20 protein-coding genes are annotated in these 23,641 nt (G+C 67.8%); 15 read left to right on the plus strand and 5 right to left on the minus strand.

The window, feature by feature from the left end; translation table 11 throughout:
- Nucleotides 1-372: 372 nt before the first annotated feature.
- From ACNFIA_RS19120 to ACNFIA_RS19165, 10 genes are all read left to right on the plus strand, one after another.
- The gene (locus tag ACNFIA_RS19120; RefSeq protein WP_416787707.1) at nt 373-1,179 is read left to right on the plus strand and encodes an ABC transporter substrate-binding protein; all 807 of its coding nucleotides are present in this window, start codon (nt 373-375) and stop codon (nt 1,177-1,179) included.
- A gap of 79 nt (nt 1,180-1,258) precedes the next feature.
- A complete protein-coding gene (locus ACNFIA_RS19125) occupies nt 1,259-1,972 on the plus strand; it encodes an amino acid ABC transporter permease (protein ID WP_416787709.1) in 714 nt (237 codons plus the stop codon).
- 1 nt (nt 1,973) lies between these two features.
- Nucleotides 1,974-2,666, plus strand: a complete 693-nt coding sequence (locus ACNFIA_RS19130; protein WP_416787712.1) for an amino acid ABC transporter permease — start codon at nt 1,974-1,976, stop codon at nt 2,664-2,666.
- A gap of 115 nt (nt 2,667-2,781) precedes the next feature.
- Nucleotides 2,782-3,978 carry a helix-turn-helix domain-containing protein gene (locus tag ACNFIA_RS19135; protein WP_416787715.1) on the plus strand — a complete coding sequence of 399 codons (1,197 nt, stop codon included), beginning with the start codon at nt 2,782-2,784 and terminating at the stop codon, nt 3,976-3,978.
- A 41-nt stretch (nt 3,979-4,019) separates the two neighbouring features.
- Nucleotides 4,020-4,670: a glutamine cyclotransferase gene (locus ACNFIA_RS19140; protein ID WP_416787718.1), complete on the plus strand. Its 651-nt coding sequence runs from the start codon at nt 4,020-4,022 to the stop codon at nt 4,668-4,670.
- A gap of 64 nt (nt 4,671-4,734) precedes the next feature.
- Nucleotides 4,735-5,184: a methyltransferase family protein gene (locus ACNFIA_RS19145; RefSeq protein ID WP_416787720.1), complete on the plus strand. Its 450-nt coding sequence runs from the start codon at nt 4,735-4,737 to the stop codon at nt 5,182-5,184.
- A gap of 107 nt (nt 5,185-5,291) precedes the next feature.
- Nucleotides 5,292-5,984 (plus strand): response regulator transcription factor, encoded by a 693-nt coding sequence (locus tag ACNFIA_RS19150; RefSeq protein ID WP_416787723.1) that lies wholly within the window; start codon nt 5,292-5,294, stop codon nt 5,982-5,984.
- Nucleotides 5,984-7,360: a histidine kinase sensor domain-containing protein gene (locus tag ACNFIA_RS19155; RefSeq protein ID WP_416787726.1), complete on the plus strand. Its 1,377-nt coding sequence runs from the start codon at nt 5,984-5,986 to the stop codon at nt 7,358-7,360. The genes ACNFIA_RS19150 and ACNFIA_RS19155 overlap by 1 nt, the downstream gene beginning before the upstream one ends.
- Before the next feature lie 87 nt (nt 7,361-7,447).
- Nucleotides 7,448-9,667, plus strand: a complete 2,220-nt coding sequence (locus ACNFIA_RS19160) for a TonB-dependent siderophore receptor (RefSeq protein WP_416788011.1) — start codon at nt 7,448-7,450, stop codon at nt 9,665-9,667.
- 22 nt (nt 9,668-9,689) lie between these two features.
- Nucleotides 9,690-10,583: an alpha/beta hydrolase gene (locus ACNFIA_RS19165; protein ID WP_416787729.1), complete on the plus strand. Its 894-nt coding sequence runs from the start codon at nt 9,690-9,692 to the stop codon at nt 10,581-10,583.
- A gap of 176 nt (nt 10,584-10,759) precedes the next feature.
- On the opposite strand, the gene ACNFIA_RS19170 is transcribed toward ACNFIA_RS19165, so the two are convergent.
- A complete protein-coding gene (locus tag ACNFIA_RS19170) occupies nt 10,760-11,653 on the minus strand; it encodes a LysR family transcriptional regulator (protein ID WP_416787731.1) in 894 nt (297 codons plus the stop codon).
- 89 nt (nt 11,654-11,742) lie between these two features.
- On the opposite strand from ACNFIA_RS19170, the gene ACNFIA_RS19175 reads away from it, so the two are divergent.
- Together ACNFIA_RS19175 and ACNFIA_RS19180 are read left to right on the plus strand one after the other, a co-directional pair.
- A complete protein-coding gene (locus tag ACNFIA_RS19175) occupies nt 11,743-12,519 on the plus strand; it encodes an NAD(P)H-dependent oxidoreductase (RefSeq protein ID WP_416787734.1) in 777 nt (258 codons plus the stop codon).
- 184 nt (nt 12,520-12,703) lie between these two features.
- Complete coding sequence (locus ACNFIA_RS19180; protein ID WP_259754836.1) at nt 12,704-13,045, plus strand: FKBP-type peptidyl-prolyl cis-trans isomerase; 342 nt, start codon at nt 12,704-12,706, stop codon at nt 13,043-13,045.
- A 17-nt stretch (nt 13,046-13,062) separates the two neighbouring features.
- On the opposite strand, the gene ACNFIA_RS19185 is transcribed toward ACNFIA_RS19180, so the two are convergent.
- Complete coding sequence (locus ACNFIA_RS19185) at nt 13,063-15,024, minus strand: UvrD-helicase domain-containing protein (RefSeq protein WP_416787737.1); 1,962 nt, start codon at nt 15,022-15,024, stop codon at nt 13,063-13,065.
- A 166-nt stretch (nt 15,025-15,190) separates the two neighbouring features.
- Here ACNFIA_RS19185 and ACNFIA_RS19190 point away from each other — a divergent pair, with 166 nt between their 5' ends.
- Entirely contained in the window at nt 15,191-15,958 is a 768-nt protein-coding gene (locus tag ACNFIA_RS19190; protein WP_416787739.1) for an ATP-binding cassette domain-containing protein, read from the plus strand.
- Between the two features lie 377 nt (nt 15,959-16,335).
- Here the strand turns inward: ACNFIA_RS19190 and fhuF are convergent, their stop codons facing one another.
- The 3 genes from fhuF to ACNFIA_RS19205 all read right to left on the minus strand — a co-directional run bounded on the left by fhuF (nt 16,336) and on the right by ACNFIA_RS19205 (nt 19,542).
- Nucleotides 16,336-17,091 carry a siderophore-iron reductase FhuF gene (gene fhuF / locus ACNFIA_RS19195; protein ID WP_416787743.1) on the minus strand — a complete coding sequence of 252 codons (756 nt, stop codon included), beginning with the start codon at nt 17,089-17,091 and terminating at the stop codon, nt 16,336-16,338.
- 31 nt (nt 17,092-17,122) lie between these two features.
- Nucleotides 17,123-18,109 carry a GNAT family N-acetyltransferase gene (locus tag ACNFIA_RS19200; protein ID WP_416787745.1) on the minus strand — a complete coding sequence of 329 codons (987 nt, stop codon included), beginning with the start codon at nt 18,107-18,109 and terminating at the stop codon, nt 17,123-17,125.
- 98 nt (nt 18,110-18,207) lie between these two features.
- The gene (locus ACNFIA_RS19205) at nt 18,208-19,542 is read right to left on the minus strand and encodes a lysine N(6)-hydroxylase/L-ornithine N(5)-oxygenase family protein (protein WP_259754829.1); all 1,335 of its coding nucleotides are present in this window, start codon (nt 19,540-19,542) and stop codon (nt 18,208-18,210) included.
- Between the two features lie 933 nt (nt 19,543-20,475).
- On the opposite strand from ACNFIA_RS19205, the gene ACNFIA_RS19210 reads away from it, so the two are divergent.
- Nucleotides 20,476-21,498 carry a FecR family protein gene (locus ACNFIA_RS19210; RefSeq protein ID WP_416787747.1) on the plus strand — a complete coding sequence of 341 codons (1,023 nt, stop codon included), beginning with the start codon at nt 20,476-20,478 and terminating at the stop codon, nt 21,496-21,498.
- Between the two features lie 391 nt (nt 21,499-21,889).
- Nucleotides 21,890-23,581, plus strand: a complete 1,692-nt coding sequence (locus ACNFIA_RS19215) for a cyclic peptide export ABC transporter (protein WP_416787750.1) — start codon at nt 21,890-21,892, stop codon at nt 23,579-23,581.
- The last annotated feature ends 60 nt before the right edge of the window (nt 23,582-23,641 follow it).

Consider the following 23,641-nt stretch of genomic DNA (forward strand, 5'->3'; position numbering starts at 1 on the left):
GCGTAGCCGGGGTCAGGGAGAAGGCAGCCCTTGTGCAGGTCATTGTAGGAGCGGGCCATGCCCGCGATCCGTGAGCAGGGCTCACGGTTCCGTCGCCCCGGCTTGCGCGGACTTCGTCCGCGGATCGCGGGCATGGCCCGCTCCTACAGGGTTCGATGCAAAAGGTTATTCAACCATGAGTTTATATTTCTTCCAGTTATGAGCTAGACCAATTCATTCCTTCTCCGCGCCACCGCCTCGCTGCCACACTCGGCGTCGCCGGTGGGCCATCCCCGCCGCTCTGGAACGGGCCTTTGACACCCTCGAAGGCCCGCACTCGATCATCACGGGAACCCGTCGCACGAACGGGGCCCGAGAAGGAGCTGGATGTTCATGAAGAAACTCACTGCCGTTACCGCCCTCGCCCTGGCCGTCCTGTCCGGCCTGGCCCACGCCGACCGCCTGGAGGACATCAAGAAAGCCGGCGTGCTGCGCGTCGCCGCGTTCGACAGCAACCCGCCGTTCGGCTTCGTCGATGCCAAGAGCAAGCAGATCGAAGGTCTCGACGTGGATTACGCCAAGGCCCTGGCCGACAAGCTGGGCGTCAAGCTGCAGGTCCTGCCGACCAACCCGGCCAACCGCATCCCGCTGCTGACCGCGAACAAGGTCGACCTGGTGCTGGCCAACTTCACCATCACCCCCGAACGCGCCCAGCAGGTGGATTTCAGCATCCCCTACTTCTCTTCCGGGCAGCAGTTCATCGTCCGCAAGGGCAGCCTCAAGTCGCCCGACGACCTGAACAAGTGGCGCGTCGGCGTGGACAAGGGCACCGTCAACGAAGGCGTGCTGCGCGAGAAATTCCCCGGCGCCAAGGTCGTCGCCTACGACGACACGCCGTTCGCCTTCACCGCCCTGCGCAACGGCCAGGTCCAGGCCATCACCCAGGACGGCCCGAAGCTGATCGGCCTGCTGGCCAACGTGCCGGACAAGGACAAGTACGAAGTCCCGCCCTTCACCATCTCCAACGACCTGATCGGCGTCGGCATTCCCAAGGGCGAGAAGGCCCTGGGCGAGTTCGTCAACCAGAGCCTCACGGAGCTGGAAGCCAGCGGCAAGGCCCAGGCCATCTACGACACCTGGTTCGGCCCGACCACCAAGACGCCCCTGGCGCGCCTGTACAAGATCGGCGACAAGAGCTGACCTTCGCCGCGCGCTGCGTTCCACCGCACGCCCCACGCTCGTGGGGCGTTGCCGTTCCTACCCTTGATGGATTCCCACGATGTTCGGCGAACTGCTCGCCCCGACCTACCTGAGCTGGCTGCTCGACGGTTTTCTGCTCACCCTCGGTATTTCCCTGTTCTGCTGCGTGGTCGCCACGCTGCTCGGCGCGCCGCTGGCCATCGCCCGGCAGGCGGCGACGCGCTGGCTGTCGTGGCCGGCGCGGGCCTATCTCGCGCTGTTTCGCAACACGCCGCTGCTGGTGCAGCTGTTCTTCTGGTACTTCGGCGTGCCGGCGCTGCTGCCCGAGGACCTCGTTGCCTGGCTGAACACGCCCCATGAGCTGGGTGCCCTGGCGTGGCCGTCCTTCGAGTTCATCGCCGCCGCCTGGGGCCTGACGCTCTACACCAGTGCCTTCATCGCCGAGGAATTTCGCGCCGGCATCGCCTCGGTCCGCCCGGCGCAACGCGAGGCCGGCATGGCGCTGGGCCTGCGCCCGCTCCAGGTGTGGCGCTGGGTGATCCTGCCGCAGGCGCTGCGGACGGCGCTGCCGCCGCTGATGGGGCAATACATGAACGCGCTGAAGAACTCCTCGCTGGCCATGGCGATCGGGCTGGCCGAGCTGTCCTACGCCTCGCGCCAAGTGGAGACGCAGACCTTCAAGACCTTCCAGGCCTTCGGCATCGCCACCCTGCTCTACATCGGCGCCATCGCGCTGATCGAGGCACTGGGCCAGGCGCTGCAGCAGACGCGCCGCTACCGCCAGGGAGCCTGACATGGACTTCACCGTCATCCACGACAACCTGTCCTACTTTCTCCTTGGCGCCTACCCGGACGGCCCGCTGGGCGGCGCCGCGCTGACCGTCATCCTGGCCCTGGCCTCCGGTATCGCCTCAGCGGTCATCGGCCTGGCGCTGGGCATCGCCCTGTCGGTATTGCGCGGCAGGCCGCGCCTCGTGCTGGTGGCCTTCCTCGGTTTCTTCCGCGCCATCCCGGTGCTGATGCTGATCTTCTGGACCTACTTCCTGCTGCCCATCGTCTTCCAGATCGACGTGCCGGCGCTGGCCACGGTCGTCTGCGCGCTGTCGCTGATCGGCGGCGCCTACCTCGCGCACTCGGTGCATGCCGGCATCGACAGCCTGCCCAAGGGCCAGTGGGACGCCGCCCGCGCCCTGGGCCTGCGCCCCTGGCAGGTGCTGACCCTGGTGATCCTGCCGCAGGCGCTGCCGATCATGCTGCCGTCCTTCCTCAACCAGTGGGTGTCGCTGATCAAGGACACCTCCCTGGCCTACGTGATCGGCGTCGGCGAGCTGTCCTTCGTCGCCACCCAGGTGAGCAACCGGGTGATGGTCTACCCCACGGAAGTCTTCCTGTTCGTCGCGCTGCTCTATTTCCTGCTGTGCTCGACGCTGGACCTGGCGGCGGCACTGCTGGCGAGGCTGCGCCCGGCGTATCGCAAGGCCGGGTAAGCGTCGCGCCCGCCGTGGCGATGCCGTGCCCACGCTTCCCGCACCGGCCGCGCGGCCATGGCTAGACTAGCCAGCAGGCCGGCTTGAGGGGAGCGATACGGGTGGCGGGATTTCCATGGATTCGCTGATCACGGCGGCGGCCAGCGCGCTGGCGGCGGGCGACCCGTTCGCGGCGCTGAACCGCGTGGCGCTGCGCGAGGACCCGCCCGCACTGGCCCTGCGCGGCATCGCCATGGCCCAGCTGGGCGACTTCCCCCGTGCGCGCGCCCTGTTGCGCCGTGCCGCCCGCGGCTTCGGCAACCACGAGCCCGTCGAGCGCGCGCGTTGCCGAGTCGCCGAGGCGGAAGTGGCGCTGGCCAGCCGCGAGCTGAACTGGCCGACCGCGCCGCTGGAGCAGGCTACGCAGGTGCTGCAACACTACGGCGATGCCGACAATGCCGCCCACGCGCGCTACCTGCTGATCCGCCGCGCCCTGCTGATCGGCCAGCTCGACGCCGCCAGTGCTGCGCTGGCCACTCTCGAACCGGCAGCGCTGCCGGCGCACCTGCGCGCGGTGCATTGGCTGATCCTTGCCGGCATCGCCGTCCGCCGGCTACAGGCAGCCCAGGCGCGGGCGGCGCTGGGTCAGGCCGCCGACGCGGCTGCTGAATCCGGCATTGCCGCCCTGCGCGCGGAGGTCGACCAGGCCGCGCAGCTGCTTGCCGCCCCGGCCGCCCGGCGCATCGATCGGCAGGCCACGCTTCTGCTGTCGCTGGACCAGGTGGAAGCCCTGCTGCACAGCGACGCGCTGGTGATCGATGCCTGTCGCCACCGCGTCGGCCACCTGTCGCTGGCCAGCCGCCCACTGCTCTTCGCCCTCGCTCGCGCCCTGGGCGAAGCCTGGCCGGACGATGTGGCACGCACAGACCTGATCAACCGGGTGTTCCGCACCCGCCACCCGGACGATACCCACCGCGCCCGCCTGCGCGTGGAAATCGGCCGGCTGCGGCGTCTGTTGCAACCCTTGGCGGGCATCGAGTCGACCCCGCGGGGGTATCGGCTGGTCGCCGCCAATCCGCTGGTCCTTGCGCCACCGCGGGAGGAAGCCAACGCTGATGTGCTGGCGCTGCTCAGCGATGGCCAGGCCTGGGCCAGCTCCGCCCTGGCGTTGGCCCTGGGTACCAGTCAGCGCAGCGTGCAGCGCGCCCTCGAAGCGCTCGCAGGCGCCGGCCAGGTGCAGGCGCTGGGCCAGGGGCGCACGCGGCGCTGGACGCTGCCGCCGGCACCGGGATTCGCGACGACCTTGTTACTCCCCGCGCCCTTCGGTGTCTGAATAGGCTGAAGGCTCCCACCCACCACGTGCAGGGCTACACCATGACCACCCACTACAAGCAATCCCCGGCGCAAGTGTTGCAGGAGTACGGCCCGTTCCCCGGCGTCAGCACCGTCCATGGCCTGACCTTCGATGGCCGGCGCGTCTGGTTCGCCGTCGGCGAGCGGCTGCAGAGCCTTGATCCGCAGGACGGCAGGCTGGAGCGCGCCATCGAGGTGCCCGCTCACGCCGGCACCGCCTTCGACGGCACGCACCTGTACCAGATCGCCGAACGCCGCATCCAGAAGATCGACCCGGCCAGCGGGCAGGTGCTCTCCACCATCCCCGCGCCCGGCAACGGTGGCGATTCCGGCATGGCCTGGGCGGAAGGCTCGCTCTGGGTCGGCGAATACCGTGCGCGGAAGATTCATCAGATCGACCCGGAAACCGGTGAAGTCCTGAGGACGATTGATTCAAATCGTTTCGTCACCGGCGTGACCTGGGTCGAAGGCCAACTCTGGCACGGCACCTGGGACCCGGAATCGACCTACAGCGAGCTACGCCGCGTTGACCCGCAGTCCGGCGCGGTGCTGGAGCAACTGGACATGCCCGAGGGCATGCACGTCTCCGGCCTGGAAGCCGATGGCGGCGAGCGTTTCTACTGCGGTGGCGGCACCAGCGGCAAGGTGCGCGCGGTGAAACGGCCGCGCTGATCGCAACGATCTGGGCTAGTGTTGGCACCTCACTGGACATGGCCGCACTGGCCCGGAGATACCCATGGATTGGCTGGAACACCGTATTCCCCCGCCCCTGGTGGCGATCGTCAGCGGCGTGCTGATGTGGCTGGCGGTGCGTCCCATCGCGCCGCTGGGCGGACGCCTGTGGTTGGCGCTGCTGGTCGTGCTGGCGGGCGCTGCGGTCTGCCTGGCGGGCGTGGCGTCGTTCCGCCGCGCGCGCACCACGGTCAACCCGCTGAAACCGGAAAGCGCCTCGGCGCTGGTGATCAGCGGCATCTACCGGCACACCCGCAACCCGATGTACCTGGGCTTCGCCATCATCCTGCTCGGCTGGTGCGTTCTTCTCGGCTCGGCGTGGGCGGTGCTCGGCGTCGCGGCCTTCGTGCTGTACATCGGACGCTTCCAGATCCGCCCGGAAGAACGGGCGCTGCGCGAGCTGTTCGGCGCCGAGTTCGATGCCTTCTGCAGCCGGGTGCGCCGCTGGGTCTGAGACGGCGTCGCTGAGGCATTGGCAGATCGCCATTGCCTTCCGGCCGCCGGGAGTGAGATATTTGCAAATGCTAAGTATTCTCACCAAAGAAATTCTCAAGGCTCATCGTGTCCCCTTCGCTCTTGCTGGTGGAAGACGATTCCCGTCTTCGCCTGGACCTCGAACGTCATTTCTGTCAGCGCGGTTTTGCTGTCACCACCTGCGCCAACGGTGACCAGGGCCTGGTGGCCGTCCACCAGAACGACTTCGACCTGGTCCTGCTGGACATCCTCCTGCCCGGCATCGATGGCCTGGCGCTGCTGGATACCCTGCGCCGCGCGCGCACCACGCCGGTGATGCTGATGTCCGCCCTCGGCGCGGAACAGGACCGCATCACCGGCTTCACCCGCGGGGCCGACGACTACCTGCCCAAGCCGTTCAGCCTGGCGGAGCTGGATGCGCGCATCGATGCGCTGCTGCGCAGGGTGAGCCTGGATCGCGCCCGCGAAAAACCGCGGCCCCGGGGTTCGCTGCACTTCGACGATGAGCTGCAGGATGTTTCCCACAACGGTGAACAGGCAGGCCTGACGCATTCCGAATACCGCCTGCTGGCCACACTGAACGCACATGCCGGGGAGGCGCTGAGCAAGAGCTACCTCTACCAGAGCGTGCTGCACCGCACCTATACCCGGCTGGATCGCGGGCTGGACGTGCACGTCTGCAACCTGCGCCGCAAGCTGGCGGCCATCGGCGCGCAGCAGGTGCAGATCCAGGCGGTGCGTGGCCAGGGCTACATCCTGGTGGACGCGGACCGTCACTGATGCGCCGCCATCCCCTGCTGTGGAAGATCGCCGCGCTGCAAATCGGTTTCTGCCTGTTGCTCACCTGGCTGATCTGGAGCTGGGGCCTGTCGCTGGAGCGCAGTACGTACTTCCTCGGCCCCGAAGACCGCAGCTACCTGGCGCGTTACGCCGAACAGGCCGAACGGGTCTGGGAGCAACAGGGCACCTTGGGCGTGGAGCGCTTCCGTCGGGAGCTCGCCGCCGCCGAGGACACCTGGGTCGCGGTGATCGACGACCACCTGCGGAGCCTGGGCACCACCCCGCTGACGGCGGAGGAATTCAGCCACCTGACCTTCATGCGCAAGCTGGACTGGCCCATGAGTCGCCGGCTGCAGGACGAGCTGCCCTACGTCAGCATCGAATTCCCTCGGCATCCCGAGCGCGGGCGGCTGGTCATGCAGTTGCCCGAACGCCTGCTGCCCGGCGGCCTGACGCCCTGGACGCACCTGTTCAGCCACGGCGTGGTGCCTGCCCTGCTGGCCGCCCTCCTGGGCCTGTTGATCTACCGTCACCTGGTCGTGCCGCTCAACCGCCTGCGCGCTCGCGCCGATGCCCTGCGCGCCGACGACCTGGACAGCGAAGGCCCCGGCACGCCGCTGGCCCATCGTCGCGACGAACTGGGCGAACTGGCGCTGGCCTTCGACCACATGGCCGACCGCCTGCGGCATAGCCTCGCGCAGCAACGCCTGCTGCTGCGCACGCTGTCCCACGAATTGCGCACGCCGCTGGCGCGCCTGCGCATCGCCCATGACAGCGACCTGCCGGCAGGGCAGTTGCGCGAGCGGCTGGACCGGGAAATCCAGGACATGCAGCGCCTGCTGGAAGACACCCTCGACCTCGCCTGGCTGGACACCGAGCGCCCGCAGCTGGAGCGCGAGCCGGTGCTGGTCCTGTCGGTGTGGGAAGCCTTGCGTGAGGACGCCTGCTTCGAAAGCGGCTGGGAGCCCGGGCGGCTGCCCTGTTCGCTGGGCACCGACTGCGTGGTGCAGGTGCACCTGGACAGCTTCGCCCAGGCCATCGAAAACCTGCTGCGCAACGGCATTCGCCATTCCCCGCGCGGCGGCAGCGTGCGCCTGGATGGCTGGCGCGAGGGCGAATTCTGGCACCTTCGCGTCAGCGACGACGGCCCCGGCGTGGCCGAGCAGGATCTGGAGCGCATCTTCCAGCCCTACCAGCGGCTGCAACCGTCCGAGTCCAGCGGCTTCGGCCTTGGTCTGGCCATTGCCCGGCGCGCCGTGGAGCTGGCGGACGGGCGTTTGTGGGCCGAGAACGGCAGCGGGAACGGCACGGCCGGCCTTTGCCTGCACCTGCTGCTGCCGGCCGCCGCGGCCCGCCAGGACGTGGCAAGTGTTTAGAAAGTTAATGCGCTTTACTAGCAAATAGCATTAATTATCATTTGGCGATCTTTCAGTTGTCGGAGATCACCGATGCCGTCCCGCCCGATGCACTTCCTGCCGCCCTTCCTGCTGCTCTCCAGCAGCCTGCTGTCTTTCGCCGTGCAGGCCGCCAGCGCCGATTCCGAGCCCGTCGAACTCGACAGCGAGACCATCGTCGCGACCGCCGCGGAGGAAGCCAAGCAGATGCCGGGCGTGTCGATCATCACCGCCGAGGACATCAAGAAGCGTCCGCCGGCCAGCGACCTGTCGCAGATCATCCGCACCATGCCGGGCGTCAACCTGACCGGTAACTCCACCAGCGGCCAGCGCGGCAACAACCGCCAGATCGACATCCGCGGCATGGGCCCGGAGAACACCCTGATCCTGGTGGACGGCAAGCCGGTGTCCAGCCGCAACGCCGTGCGCTACGGCTGGCGTGGCGAGCGTGATTCGCGCGGCGACACCAACTGGGTGCCGGCTGACCAGGTGGAGCGCATCGAAGTCCTGCGCGGCCCGGCGGCGGCGCGCTACGGCAACGGCGCGGCAGGCGGCGTGGTGAACATCATCACCAAGCAGGCGGGCCAGGAAACCCACGGCGACGTCACCGTCTACAGCAACTTCCCGCAGCACAGCGACGAAGGCGCCACCCAGCGCATGACCTTCGGCCTCAACGGCCCGCTGACCGACAACCTGAGCTACCGCGTGTACGGCAACGTCGCCAAGACCGACTCGGACGACTGGGACATCAACGCCGGCCATGAATCCAACCGCACCGGCAACCAGGCCGGCACCCTCCCCGCCGGCCGCGAAGGCGTACGCAACAAGGACGTCAACGGCCTGCTCAGCTGGCACCTGACGCCGGAGCAGACGCTGGACTTCGAGGCCGGCTTCAGCCGCCAGGGCAACATCTACACCGGCGATACGCAGAACACCAACAGCAACGCCAACGTGAAGTCCATGCTCGGCCACGAGACCAACCGCCTGTACCGCGAGAACTACTCGATCACCCATCGCGGCGAGTGGGACTTCGGCAGCTCCATGGCCTACCTGCAGTACGAGAAGACCCGCAACAGCCGCATCAACGAAGGTCTGGCCGGCGGCACCGAGGGCATCTTCAGCAACACCGATTTCTACACCGCCACCCTGCGCGACCTGACCGCCCACGGCGAGGTGAACCTGCCGCTGCACGCCTGGCGCGACCAGACCCTGACCCTGGGCAGCGAGTGGGTGCAGCAGAAGCTCGACGACCCCAGCGCCAACACCCAGACCACCAGCGAAGGCGGCTCGGTGCCGGGGCTCACCAGCACCAACCGCGACACCACCTCCCAGGCGCAGATCTTCTCGCTGTTCGCCGAAGACAACATCGAGTTGCTGCCCGGCACCATGCTCACCCCGGGCCTGCGCTGGGACCACCACAGCATCGTCGGCGACAATTTCAGCCCGTCGCTGAACCTGTCCCACGCGCTCACCGACAGCGTCACCCTGAAGGCCGGTATCGCCCGCGCCTACAAGGCGCCGAACCTGTACCAGCTCAACCCCGACTACCTGCTCTACAGCCGCGGCCAGGGCTGCTACGGCCAGAGCACCAGCTGCTACCTGCAGGGCAACGAGGACCTCAAGGCGGAGACGAGCGTCAACAAGGAACTGGGCATCGAGTTCCAGAAGGACGGCCTGATCGCCGGCCTGACCTACTTCCGCAATGATTACAAGAACAAGATCGAGTCGGGCCTGTCGCCCATCGACCAGGCCAGCGGCGGCACCGGCAGCTATGCCAACGCCGCGATCTACCAGTGGGAAAACGTGCCCAAGGCGCTGGTCGAGGGCCTGGAAGGCACCCTGACCATCCCGCTGCTGGAGCAGCTGAAGTGGAGCAACAACTTCACCTACATGCTGCAGTCGAAGAACAAGGAAACCGGCGACGTGCTCTCGGTGACGCCCAAGTACACCCTGAACTCCATGCTCGACTGGCAGGCCACCGATGCGCTGTCGCTGCAGGCCAGCGTCGCCTGGTACGGCAAGCAGACGCCGAAGAAGTACGACTACCACGGCGACCGCGTCACCGGCAGCGCCAACAACCAGCTCTCGCCCTACGCCATCGCAGGGCTGAGCGGCACCTATGTGTTCACCAAAAACCTGAGCTTCACCGCCGGGGTGGACAACGTCTTCGACAAGCGCCTGTTCCGCGAGGGCAACGCCCAGGGCGTGAACGGCATCGAGGGCGCCGGCGCCGCCACCTACAACGAACCGGGCCGAACGCTGTACACCAGCCTCACCGCGTCGTTCTGATTTGTAGAACGAGAAAAGCCTGATGAGAATCCGCCTCCTGGCCCTGGCACTGGCTATCGCCGTGCCGGGGCTGGCAGCGCACGCCGCGCCTGCCCCCGACCAGAAAATGGACACCCACCTGCTGCAACGCCACGACCTGGCCTACCGCTTCAGCGAGCTGAAACTGGACTCCGCCGACGGCCAGCGTCACTACCAGCTGTGGATCGCCCGCCCGAACCATCCCGCCCCTGCCACCGGCTACCCGGTGGTGTGGATGCTCGACGGTAACGCCGCCCTCGGCGCACTGGACGACAAACTGCTGGCCGAACTGAACGACGGCCGCGCCCCGCTGCTGGTCGCCGTCGGTTACCAGACGCCTCTGCGCATCGACCGGGCGAGCCGCACCCGCGACTACACTCCGCCGCGCCCGCAGCTGGCGGAGCAGAAAGACCCGCTCACCGGCGACCCCAGCGGTGGCGCCGACGCCTTCCTCGACCTGATGCGTGACCGGATGCTGCCGGCGGTGGCCGCGCAGGCGCCCATCGACCGTGCGCAACAGACGCTCTGGGGCCATTCCTACGGCGGCCTGCTGACGCTTCACGCGTTGCTCACCCGGCCGCAACAGTTCAGCTTCTACGCTCCGGCCAGCCCTTCACTGTGGTGGGGCGACGGCGCCATCCTCGAGGAGCAGGACGGTTTCGCCCAGCGCCTGGCCGGCCACTCTGCGCAACTGTTGCTGATGCGCGGCGGCGAGGAACCCTTCCGGCCGCGCGAAGGCATCACTCCCAGCGCACCCCGAGCCGCCCAGCAACTGGTGGAAGACGTCGGCAAGGTGCCCGGCATGCAGGCGCAGTTCCATGCCTTCGACGGCCTGAGCCATGGGCAGACGCTGGAGGCGTCGCTGAAGTACCTGTTGCGGCTGCGGTTCGTGGAGTGATACGGCAAAAGGCCCCTGCCTGGCGGCGTTGTTCGCGAGCAAGCTCGCTCCTACAACAGCGCGCGGAGTTTCCCTGTAGGGGCGAGCTTGCTCGCGAACCCGCCCAACGCCCCGCGTAGGAGCGCGCTACGCGCACGGTCGCGGGCATGGCCCGCTCCTACAGGCGTGAATCGCCGTCAGACCGATGCGGCAATCTGCTCCCGCAGCCACCGGTGCGCCGGATCGCGGTGCGAGCGTTCGTCCCAGAGCATCGACATCTCGTACCCCGGCACCTCCACCGGCGCCTCCACCACGCGCAGCGCCGGGTTATCCCGCACCAGCCGCGCCGGCACCATGGCCACCAGGTCGCTGCTGGCCAGGGCGGAGATGACGAAGAGGAAATGCGGCACCGACAGCGCCACGCGCCGGCTCAGGCCGACCGCCGCCAGCGCCTCGTCGGTCACGCCGCTGAAGCCGCCGCCATCGGGCGACACCATCACGTGCTCCAGCTGGCAGAACTGCGCCAGGCTCGGCTTGCGCTTGAGCCTGGGGTGGCCGGCGCGGCCGGCCAGCACATAGCGCTCGCTGAACAACGTGCGGCGGCGCATGCCCGGCGGGCTGCCGTCGGTGGTGTGGAACGCCAGGTCGATCTCGCCCTGCTCCGCCTGCCGGGCGATGCGCGGCGGCGACAGCTCCAGCAGGGCCAGACGGGTGCCCGGCGCGCTGTGGCGAATGGCGTTCAACGCCGGCAGCAGGATGGTGGACTCGCCATAGTCCGTCGCGGCGACGCGCCAGGTGGTTTGCGCCTGGGCCGGGTCGAAAGGCGCGGCGGGCGCCACCGCCTGCTCCAACGCCTCCAGGGCGAGGCGCAGCGGTTCGCGCAGGGATTCCGCCCGCGCCGTAGGACGCATGCCACGGGGGCCAGGCAGCAGCAGCAGGTCGTCGAAGATGTCGCGCAGCTTGGCCAGGTGGACGCTCACCGATGGCTGCGAGAAATTCAGCCGCTGCGCCGCGCGCGTCACGTTGTGCTCGGACAGGAGCACGTCCAGGGTCACCAGCAGATTGAGGTCAAGCCTGCGAAGATTATTCATCCCTATACCTGGAATACCGGATATTCATTTCTACTATACCGGCGGCCATCGCATCCTGCGCGCATCCCTTCTCAACGGAAGCCGCCAGCATGAACGTACTGATCGTCTACGCCCACCCCGAGCCGCGCTCGCTCAACGGCTCACTGAAGGACTTCGCCGTGCGCCGCCTGCAGGCCGCCGGGCATGACGTGCAGGTCTCCGACCTCTACGCGATGAACTGGAAAGCCACGCTGGACGCCGCCGACAGCCTGGACCGCGACCCCGAGGCGCGCTTCGACCCCTCGCTGGACTCCAAGCGCGCCTACGCGGCCGGCCGGCAGAGCAGCGACATCGCCGCCGAGCAGGACAAGCTGCGCTGGGCCGACACGGTGATCCTGCAGTTCCCGCTGTGGTGGTTCAGCATGCCGGCCATCCTCAAGGGCTGGGTTGAGCGGGTGTACGCCTACGGATTCGCCTATGGTGTCGGCGAGCACTCCGATGCCCGCTGGGGCGACCGCTACGGCGAAGGCAACCTGGCCGGCAAGCGCGCCATGCTGGTGGTCACCACCGGTGGCTGGGCGTCGCACTACGGCCCGCGCGGCATCAACGGGCCGATCGACGACCTGCTGTTCCCGATCCATCACGGCGTGCTGTTCTACCCGGGCTTCGATGTCCTGCCGCCCTACCTGGTGTACCGCACCAGTCGCGTGGACGCGGAGCGCTACGCGCAGATCGAGCAGGAACTGGGCGCGCGCCTGGACAGCCTGCAGACCACCGCGCCCATCCCCTTCCGCCGGCAGAACGGCGGCGACTACGACATCCCCGCGCTGACCCTGCGCGAGGAGATTGCGCCGGAGGTCAGTGGGTTTGCCGCGCACCTGGCCTGAGCGCAGTTCGCCAGCACGTTCGCTCCTGCCGGGGTGCGAGCGGGACCCTGCGCAGGCGCCCGCCTGCTGGCGAACCGGGGAGGCGGCCATCGCCTGAACCCGCGGGGCGCTTGCAAAGGCCGGGTTTTCCTGCGAAAACGCACGCCCTTGCGGCACCGCGCCGCCCGTTTCCCCGGAGAACGCCATGAGCAGCGAACTGCAGATCGAAGATATCGTCGTCGGCGACGGCAAGGCCGTGGTCAAGGGCGCCCTGATCACCACCCAGTACAGGGGCACCCTGGAGGACGGCACCGTGTTCGATTCGTCCTACGACAAGGGCCGCCCGTTCCAGTGCGTGATCGGCACCGGCCGGGTGATCAAGGGCTGGGACCAGGGGCTGATGGGCATGAAGGTCGGCGGCAAGCGCAAGCTCTTCGTGCCCGCGCACCTGGCCTATGGCGAGCGCCAGGTGGGCGCACACATCCAGCCCCACTCCAACCTGCTGTTCGAGATCGAACTGCTGGAAGTCCTCACCCGCGACGACTGACTGACGCTCCCCCAGGCTCAGGCCGGAACCGTTTCGACGGTGCGCCGCATCGCCAGGATCGCCGTCGGCCCCTGGGCCTTGCGGGTGAACCAGAACACCCGGCTCACCCCGCGGGTGATCGCCACGTAGGCCAGGCGCAGTTGTTCATCCTGCTGGGCCTGGTCATAGCTGCTGGCGAAGAAGCCCGAGGCCGCGTACAGCGCGCTGCGCAGCGGATGTTTCTCCGGCGGCGCACAGTCATCGACGATGATCGCCACTTCCGCCTGCAAACCCTTGGCGCGGTGGATGGTCATGCCCTTCACCGGCAGTTTGCGGTCCAGCTCGCCGAGGATGCTCTGCAGGGTTTCGTTGCGCCGGCTGAGCACCAACACGGCGGTTTTCTCCCGCGAACCGCGCGCGGCGACGTGCTCGCACTGCTTGCGGATTTCCTCGAGCAGGATCGGCAGGCTGTTGCGCGCGTCGAAGCGCTGCACCAGCTTCACCCCGTGGTCGCCCGGCTCCGCCGACTTGAAGGCGCGACAGGTCTTGGCCTGCTTGTTGGCCACGCCCACCAGCACCCGCTCGCCGTCGCGGATCACCGGGTCGATGCTGCGGTAGTTGGTTTCCAGCAACAGCACGCGGCTCTTGCGCCGGCCCTTGCTGGGGAAGTGCCGGTCGAAATCCATGAACAGCTCCGGCGAGCTGCCGCGCCAGGCGTAGATCGACTGCCAGTCGTCACCGATGGCCATCAGGCTGACGCTTTCGCCGCGCTTGGCCAGGTCGCGGTGCAGCGCCTGCAGCCATAGCACGATCTGTGGCGAGACATCCTGGAACTCGTCGATCAGCAGATGCTGGAACGGCGCCAGTGCCTGTGCCAGCAGCGCACCGTCGCCGAGCTGGTCGGTGAGGCGCTGGAAGGCCAGGTTGAAGGTCAGCAGGCCCTGCGCCTGCAAGGCGCTGTCGAAGGCTGCCCAGAACAGCTGCAATGCCTCGATGAACTGGCGCTCGCGCGGTGGGCAGGCGAGCCTCGATGGCTGCAGCTGGGCAATGCGCAGGCCGATGCTCTCGATGAAGCCCGACTGCGCGTAGAACGCCTCGAACAGCGGCAGCGCCACGAACTCGCCCGGCAGCTTGAAGGCGTCCAGCGGCGCCTTGCCGATGCGCGGTGGCTTGCCGTCCTCGCCGGCTTCGGGCGCTGGCGGCAGCTCCAGCAGCTGGTGCACCAGCGTGCGGAACGCCGGCTGTTCGGCGTAGCACTGCTGGTAAACCTGCTTGAGCAGACGCTGCTGCGCCGGGCGCAGGCGCCCGGCAAGCAAGGGGTTGTCCAGCTCATCGGCCGGGGTGCGCTCGTCCAGTTGCTCGAACCAGCGCGGGTTCTTCAGCGCCACCTTGGCCAGGGTGCCCATGGCCGAATGGAAGGTGCGCACGCACTGCCGCGCCTGGGCCGCGTCGAAGGGATGCCCCCAGTAGCCGAGCACCTTCACCAACTGCTCGCGCAGCTGTGCGCAGGAGGCGTTGGTGAAGGAGATCACCGTGACCTTTTCCGCGTCGATGCCCAAGTGGCAGAGCATGTAGACCACCCGCAGCACCAGCGTGGTGGACTTGCCGGAACCGGCGCCGGCGAAGATGCGCGTCAGCGGCTCGGGCGCAAGGATCATCGCCCATTGCTCGTCGGACGGCAGGCTGACGATCCCGTGGGCCGCCGCCTGGGCCACGCGCTGGCGCATATCCATGGCGTGCTGCTCGTCGGGCGCGGTGGCGCTGCCGTAGATGCCGGCCGCCGCTGCGCGCGGGCGTTTGGGCGCCGGCGCATCGCCGTCCGGTTTGGGCTTGGCGCTGCGCTTGGCCGGCGCCTTGGCCTTGCCTTTCGCCTTGCCGCGGGTGCCAGGCTTGGGCTGCGAGGCTTCGCGCTCGGCGCGCAGGTATTCGGTGGTACGGGGGAAATAACGCGCAAGGGCTTCGGCGACCAGCCGCTTGTAGCGTTCGACAGCAGACTCCATGGGTCCTACCAGATCGTGTACGACGTTGAATCATAAGCGGTTTGCGACAGGGACAGGCAACCCATCCAGCAGTTCCGCGACGCCTTGGAAAATTGATAACCATTAGCGATTGCATTAGAGTCAGGCTCCCGCTTTTTCCGGCCACGCCGCCGAGATGGATGACCCCATGTTCGAACTGGAAAACGTCAGTTTCAGCGTCCCCGGCCGCACCCTCCTGCATCCGCTGAGCCTGCAACTGGGCGACGGCAGGATGATCGGCCTGATCGGTCACAACGGTTCGGGCAAGTCCACCCTGCTCAAGCTGCTGGCCCGCCAGCAACAGGCCAGTGGCGGCAGCATCCGCCTGGATGGCAAGCCGCTGCAGGACTGGGGCAACCGCGATTTCGCGCGCCAGGTGGCGTATCTGCCGCAGCAGCTGCCACAAACCGATGGCCTGACTGTGCGCGAGCTGGTCGCCTTCGGCCGCTACCCGTGGCACGGCGCGCTGGGGCGCTTCACCGGCGAGGACAGACAGCAGATCGACCGCGCGTTGGACCTCACCGACACCCTCGCCTTCGCCGAGCGCCCGGTGGATCTGCTCTCCGGCGGCGAACGCCAGCGTGTCTGGCTGGCCATGCTGCTGGCGCAGAACAGCCGCTACCTGCTGCTGGACGAACCCACCTCGGCACTGGACATCGCCCACCAGGTGGAAGTGCTCTCCCGCGTCCACGACCTCAGCCGCGAACTGGGCCTGGGCGTGCTGGTGGTGCTGCACGACATCAACATGGCGGCGCGCTACTGCGACCACCTGATCGCCCTGCACGGCGGCCGCCTGCTGGCCCAGGGCTCGCCGGCGGAGCTGATGCGCGGCGAGACGCTGGAGCATATCTACGGCATCCCCATGGGCGTGCTGAGCAACCCGGTGGACGGGTCGCCGATCAGTTATCTGCGCTGATATCGGCACTTCGTGCAGGAGCGGGCCATGCCCGCGATTGCCCCACGGGCACGCCTGCACGTCCGCTGCGCACGTGAGCGGACGTCGGCCATGCCGACGGATCGCGGGCATGGCCCGCTCCTACGCAACGCGATGCTTCGGCGCTCTGGCTCCGCCACGCAGGGTGGATAGCGCCTGCGGCCGCAGCATGGCGTCGGTGCCGGGCGGTTCGCGAGCAAGCTCGCTCCTACGAAAAGCGATGTTTCAGTGTTTGCCTGCAGTTGCACATTCCGCCGCGATGGGATTCGCGGACAGGGTCCGCTCCTACGAAACGCACTCCGGCGCCCCCCCTGTAGGAGCGAGCTTGCTCGCGAACACAGCGCCTGCAGACGCGTGATTCACAGGTCGCTGGGTTCGGGCGGCGGCTCGTCGATCAGCGGGCAGTTGTCGCAATGCCCGAGGGTGTCCAGGCGATAGCGGATGCAGCAGGTCCGCCGCTGCCGCCAAAGGCCATCTGGCCGCTGCGCGCAGGACACCTCGACATACCGGACCGGCTGGTACAGCGGGTTGCGCGTGCCATCCGGGCGGCGTTCGGTCGCCAGCAGTTCGCGGCCGTGGCCGAGCAGCGGGGCCAGCGGCGGCAGCTTGGCCATCTCGCCGATGAACCATTCGAAATAGTTGCCGGCATTGCTCCAGAGCACCCTTGGCGACAGGCGCGCCTCGCCGGCGAGGGTCTGGATGAAGGGCTGCAGATGGTCTTCCAGCAAATGGGCGAAGCGCTGGAACGGATCCTGGGGCGGCGCGGCGAACGCTGCGCCCTCCCCCGGCAGCTTGAACGCCTCGGGGATGCCCTGGGCATCCAGCACCACCTCCACCTCATCGAACGCCAGCGGCAACCGGCGGCCAAGCACCAGCGCGGCGGCGACCACGGGCGGGACGAGGCGCACCAGGTACCACTTGGACCACTGCGACGCCAGGGCACGCCTGTCACTGTCGGCGTTGGGAGGGTCGAAGCGGCGCAGCACGCTGTCGAGCATTTGCCGTTCCAGCAGGGCGCGCGCCGGGATCGAAGCACGGGGGTCGTCGCGCGTCACCAGCACCTCGCGGTAGCTGGCGAACTCGCCGAAATACAAGGGTGAGAGGGCTGCGATCACCGGCCGCCCTCGACCCAGCGGCGTACCGCCGTCAGCACAGGCGGCAGCGCTCGAAGAAGGTTTCCCGGCTCTGCACCATCAGGGCGGCGCGCTTGTGCGGGAAGTTGAATTCCTTCTCGCGCCAGAAGCCCAGGCGCTGCATGTGGCCGATCATCTTCGCGTTGTCGGCGCGCGGTTCGGCGACGATGCGCCGGGTGCGCGGGTCGTCCAGCAGCAGGTAGTGCACCAGGGCGGTCATCCAGCTTTCCACCTTGTGCGGGCCGCGATGAGTCTCCTCGCCCACCAGCATGTGGATGCCACGGTCGTAGTCGTCCACCTCATAGAAGGGTGCGATGCGGTCTTCCTTGGCCCAGTAGGCTTCGTAGTAGGCGAAGGGTTCGTCGTCGATGCAGCCGATCAGGGCAGTGGTGTGCGGGTCGGAAGCGCCTTTTTCCAGATAGGCGCGGTGCTGCTCCAGGGTGCCGCCTTCCTGCCAGAACTCCAGCACGCGCGGGCTGTTCTGCCAGCGGTTGAAGCGCTCGAGGTCACGTTCGATATCCAGCGTGCGCAGGGAAATCCACTGGCCCAGCTTGGCGTCGAAGCGGCGATAGACCTCGCCCTGGGGCTTTGGAGCACGCAGCGGATGACGGCGGCCGCCGCTCATGCGGTAGACCAGCGGGTAGTCGGCACGGGCCGCGCCCTTGTGCCACGCAGCGGGCAGTTGCCAGAAGGCGGCGCGCTCGATCTGCAGGCGCCCGCCGACCTCATCGCGATTGACCAGCCCGTGCGCGAAGGCCTCGGCCGGCACATCGGCAGCCGCGAACGGCACCCGCTCGCTCAGCGCGTCGCCGGCAAACGTCCAGTAGGCGAGCGCCCACAGCGCCTCCATGGTGGGCTCGGAGGTCAGTTGCCAGCACTCGCCGTCGCGCTGCGCGCTCAGCAGCGGCTGGCCGTCCAGCAGCAGGGTCAGGCCGTGGGTGCCGGCATCGGCGCCGAGTGTGCGGCCATCGGGCAGCGGCAGGGAAAAATTGGGCGTCATGGTAGGTAGCCTTTGGGTGAATGCAACGACCCCGCTCGTATGACGAGCAGGGTCGGCCGGAATTTAGTCGCCCGGATGTCGATGCCGGGCGCCGTGGGTCAGGCGCTTTCCGCCGCCAGCGGACGCGCCGGCTTGTGCGCGGCTTCCTGGGGCGGCAGGTGCTCGAACAGCGAGGCGGCGATTTCCTGCGCACGCATCGGCAGCACCGACAGCAGCGTGTCGCTCAGGCCGTGGCTGTCCTGGGTGAAGCCCTGCAGGTAGATGCCGGCGTGCAGGCGCTCGTCGGCCAGCACGCGGTAGTCGCGGCCCACCTCGAAGTCCCCCAGGTATTCCTGCAGCGGCGCAAGCAGCTCGCGGTGCGAGGTACGCTCGTAGCCGGTGGCGAGGATCACCGCGTCGTAGCGGTGTGTTTCCACCGCGCCGGTGGCACTGTCGCGCAGGGTGAGCTCGATGCCGTCGGCGTCGGCCCTGGCGGCTTCGACATGGCGGCGGCAGAGGAAGGCGTGGCGGTCCACCCCGGCGACTTTCTGCCGGTAGAAGATGCCGTAGATGCGCTCGATCAGGTCCAGGTCCACCACCGAATAGTTGGTGTTGTGGAACTCCTGGATGAGCTTCTCGCGCTCGGCCTTGGGCTCGTTGAACACCAGGTCGGTGTAGCGCGGGGCGAAGATTTCGTTGACGAAGGGGCTGTCGTCGGCGGGCTTGAGCACCGCGGCGCGCAGCACCATGTCGACCTGCACCGAGGGGAAACTGTCGTTCAGGTCGATGAAGGCTTCGGCGGCGCTCTGCCCGCCGCCGATCACCGCGATGCGCATCGGCTCGTTCTGGTTGCAGCGCTGCTTGGCGATGCACTCCAGGTAGCGGGCGTGGTGGAACACCCGCGGGTCGTCGCGCAGGTGGCTGAAAGCCGACGGGAAGCGCGGCGTACCGCCGGTGCTGACCACCACGCTGCGCGCCAGGCGGAAGCGCTCGTGGCCGCGGGCATCGGTGGACAGCACCTTGACCAGCTCTATGCCGTCCGGCCCCTGCACCGGCTCGACGCGGCTGACGGTCTCGCCGCAGACGCGCTGTTCGGCGAACTGCTCGCTGACCCAGCGCAGGTAGTCGTTGTACTCCATACGGCACGGGTAGAAGGTGCCCAGGTTGGTGAAGTCGATCAGCCGACCCATGGCGTGCAGGTAGTTGACGAAGCTGTACGGGCTGGTGGGGTTGCGCAAGGTCACCAAGTCCTTGAGGAAGGAAATCTGCAGCTCGCTCTGCGCCACCAGGGTATTGCCGTGCCAGCGGTAGTCGGCCTGCTTGTCGAGGAACAGGGCATGGTAATGCCGGCCCTCGCGTCGCGCCTGCTCCTGCAGGGCGATCGCCAGCGCAAGGTTCGAGGGGCCGAAACCGATGCCGAGCACGTCGTAGGTCGGGGTGATCATCTGGGTCATGGTGCCAATGTCCTGTATCGCGATGGCCGAGGGGCGTGACCACGCGGGAGCCGGCGGCTTACTGCTGAGCCCTGCCTGGAGCGCCCCGCCGCGTGGCGGCCGGCACTCGATCCTGCGTGTCGCCGATGATGTGCGCTGTCGAGAGCGCGTTATCTGGAGAGACGAGACAGGTGCGGAGAAATTTAGAATGATTCTCAATAAGTCATGAAAATTTCAGAATGACGAGCCGAGATCGGCAGGGACAGCGGGTGGGGCACGCGGGACTAAATCCGGACGGAGGTGGCGCGTCTTTTCTTCTGGGTGACGGGCTCTCGCAGAGCAGTGGACGGAGTGTGCTCCTGCCTGAACAATCGCGCCGCGGCGTGCCCTCTCAACCGCCCTGGCTGCGCGCCCCGCTCCGAAGGGAAAGGTAGCTAAAGCAGCCGGCTGACACGGCGGGCGCAACCTGCACCGACCGGTCCCCTCTCCCTTCAGGGAGAGGGTTAGGGAGAGGGAAACTCAGGCACGGACTTTCAGAAGGAGACAGTTGCTCCTACCTGAAAATCGAGCCGGGGCGTGCCCTCTCCCCCGCCCTCTCCCTGAAGGGAGAGGGAGCTGTCCGTGCCGACTGAGACCATGGATTCCTCCTGCACCGACCTGCCCCTTCCCTTCGGAGCGGGGCGCGCTGCCAGGGCGAAGAGAGGGCTGAGGCCAGCGCAGGACTATCCAGGTAGGAGCGGACTCCGTCCGCGATGTTTCAGTCCAACTCACCGTCGCACATAACTGCAGTGAGTCGATCGCGGACGAAGTCCGCTCCTACGCACAGGGATGGGCCCTGGCGATCGCGCCTGAAGCCTCGTGCTGACAGCGCCCACCTGGCTTATTTATAATCAGTCGCATCAACACACGAAGAAATTGCGATATCGGCCGCCAGCGGCCCTAGCGGAACACCTGATGACCACCTCCCCCGCCCCGTTCGACGACGACCGCATCAGCGCCGAAGCTGCGCACTGGTGCGCGCGCCTGCACGACGAGGGGTGCAGCGACGCCGAACGCGAGGAATTCGCCCAATGGCTCGCGCGCGACCCGCGGCACGCGGTGGAGTACCAGGCGATGCTGGAGATCTGGGAGCTTTCGGCACGCCTGCCGGCGTCGCCGCCTGTTGCCGTCGCCCCTCTGGCGCATGAGCTACGGCACGGCGCCCGTTCGCGCAGCCGCCGCCCGCGCAGTGGCAAGCGCATCGCCGCGGTGGCCGCCGGCGTGCTGGCGGCCATCGGCGCCGCGTGGTCGGCGGGCTGGTCCGCCGGGTGGCTGCCCTCGCAGGTCGGCTACTACGCCGCCCAGCCCAGCCCCCGCGAAGTCGAGCTGGCCGACGGCTCGACGGTCGAACTCAACAGCCACTCGCAACTGTTCTTCGCCCACTTCCGCGACCGTCGCAGCGCCTGGCTGAAAAGCGGCGGCGAGGCGTATTTCCACGTCACCCACGACACCCTGCAACCCTTCTCGGTCTACACCGACAACGGCAACGTGCGCGTCACCGGCACGCGTTTCAACGTCTGGACCGATCCCCAGCAAATGCTCGTCACCCTGCTCGAAGGCTCGGTGGTGGTCAGCCCGCCGGACAGCGTCGACGGCAACAGCGCCCAGCTCACCCCGGGCATGCAGGCGCGCTACAGCCGCGGCGCCGAGCGCATCGAACTGGCCCAGGTCGCCCCGGCCGGCGCCATCGCCTGGCTCGACGGCAAGCTGGTGATCGACGACCTGACGCTGCAATCGGCCATTCCGCTGATCAACCGCTACCTCCCGCAACCGGTGTACCTCGACGACGCCACCGTTGCCGCCCTGCGGATCGGCGGCATCTACCGCACCGACGACCTGCAGGCGTTGGTGGAGTCGCTGCCCAAGGTCCTGCCGGTGGAGCTGCGCAAGGACAGCCAGGGCCGCACCCTGCTCGCCAGTCGTTACGTGCAGCTCTAACCGGGCTGGCGGATGACCCGGTCCAGGTCATTTGCCCTGCGCCTGGGTTCGGTGCCACGCCCGTTCGCGAGCAAGCTCGCTCCTACTGGGTCCGGGTTAGCCGGGTGCGCAGGAGCGGACTCTGTCCGCGATGTTCTCCGGCGCGATGCGAACCTATCGCGGACGGAGTCCGCTCCTACGCGCGATCCGGCACCGGGCAGGAGCGAAACCTGCGCAGATCACCGGGGCGGTTCATCTCATTTGCGAAAAATTCGCAAATTCTCTTCAGTTTTTCCCGCGCTCATTCGTCTTGATAGGAACGATTCGGATTTGCCGATGATTTCCTGATTCGCGCGCCGTCTCGTCCCGTAGTGCGGCCTGCTCCTTCGCAGGCCGGGTCCAGGAAAAGACGATGCAAACACCCGCTCCAAGCGCCTTTGGCGAGATGCTCAAACTGCTGCGGCCGCACTGGCTGCCGCTGACCGTCGCCACCGTGTTGGGCATGCTCGGCGGCGCCGCCATCACCGCGCTGCTCGCCACCATCAACTACAGCCTGCACTCCGAGGGCGGCATGCCCGCCGGCCTGCTGCTGGGCTTTGCCGGGCTGTGCGTGCTGGCGCTGCTGGGCTCGATCATTTCCGACCGGGGCACCAACTACGTTGGCCAGCATGTGATTGCGCGGCTGCGCAAGGACCTGGGCCGCAAGATCATCGCCGCGCCCATCGAGCAGATCGAGCGCTACCGCAGCCACCGGCTGATCCCGGTGCTGACCCACGACATCGACACCATCAGCGATTTCGCCTTCGCCTTCGCGCCGCTGGCCGTCGCCCTGACCACCACCCTGGGCTGCCTGGGCTACCTCGCCTGGCTGTCGCCGCCGATGTTCCTCGCCACCGCCGTCGCCATCGTCATCGGCAGCGCCGTGCAATACGTCGCGCGGGCCAAGGGCATCAAGGGCTTCTTCGAGGCGCGGGACAAGGAAGACGAGCTGCAGAAGCACTACCGCGCCATCGCCGAGGGCGCCAAGGAGCTGCGCATCAGCCGGCCGCGCCGCTTCCAGCACTACAGCGAGCGCCTGCAAGGCACCGCCGACGAGATCTGCGACATCCAGCTGCGCTCGATCAACCTGTTCAACCTCGCCAAGGGCTTCGGCTCGACGCTGTTCTTCATCGTCATCGGCGTGGCCCTGGCCTACCAGTCGCTGTGGCCGAGCACCGACCGGGCGACGCTGTCCGGCTTCATCCTGGTGCTGCTGTACATGAAGGGCCCGCTGGAAGGGCTGATCGGCCAGCTGCCGGTGGTGAGCCGCGCCCAGGTCGCGTTCCGCCGCATCGCCGAGTTGTCGGTGCGCTTCTCCTCGCCGGAACCGAACCTGCTGCTTGCCGACGACGGGCGCCCGGCGCTGGACTTCCAGCGCCTCGAACTGCGCGACCTGGCCTACCACTACCCCACCGATGACGGCGCGCGCGGCTTCGGCGTCGGCCCGCTGAACCTGACCGTCAACCGCGGCGAGATCCTGTTCATCGCCGGCGAAAACGGATGCGGCAAGACCACCCTGATCAAACTGCTGCTGGGGCTCTACGCGCCGCGCGGCGGCGAGCTGCTGCTCAACGACGCGCCGGTGACCGACGCCAACCGCGACGACTACCGCCAGCTGTTCACCACCATCTTCGCCGACTACTTCCTCTTCGAGGACCTGCTCAAGGGCAGCCAGGATATCCCCGCCCAAGCCAGCCGCTACCTGGAGCGCCTGGAGATCGCCCACAAGGTCAGCCTGGAAGGCCAGGCGTTCTCCACCACCGATCTGTCCACCGGCCAGCGCAAGCGCCTGGCGCTGGTGCAGGCCTGGCTGGAAAAACGCCCGGTGCTGGTGTTCGACGAATGGGCGGCGGACCAGGATCCGGAGTTCCGCCGGATTTTCTACACCGAGCTGCTGCCCGAGCTGCGCGCCCAGGGCAAGACGCTGATCGTGATTTCCCACGACGACCGTTACTTCAACGTCGCCGACCGCCTGTTGCGCATGAGCGCCGGGCAGATCGTGGCGATCGAGGACCATCGCGCCGCATCGCCGCCCCATGGCGGCTCCGACGTGGCCATGGGTTGAGCGCCGGGCGGTGCGGCTTGCCGCCCTTCACCCGGTCTTTACCCGGCAGCAACAGAGCGA

Source organism: Pseudomonas sp. NY15437 (genome assembly GCF_048068435.1).
GTDB classification, from domain to species: Bacteria; Pseudomonadota; Gammaproteobacteria; order Pseudomonadales; family Pseudomonadaceae; genus Pseudomonas; species Pseudomonas nitroreducens_B.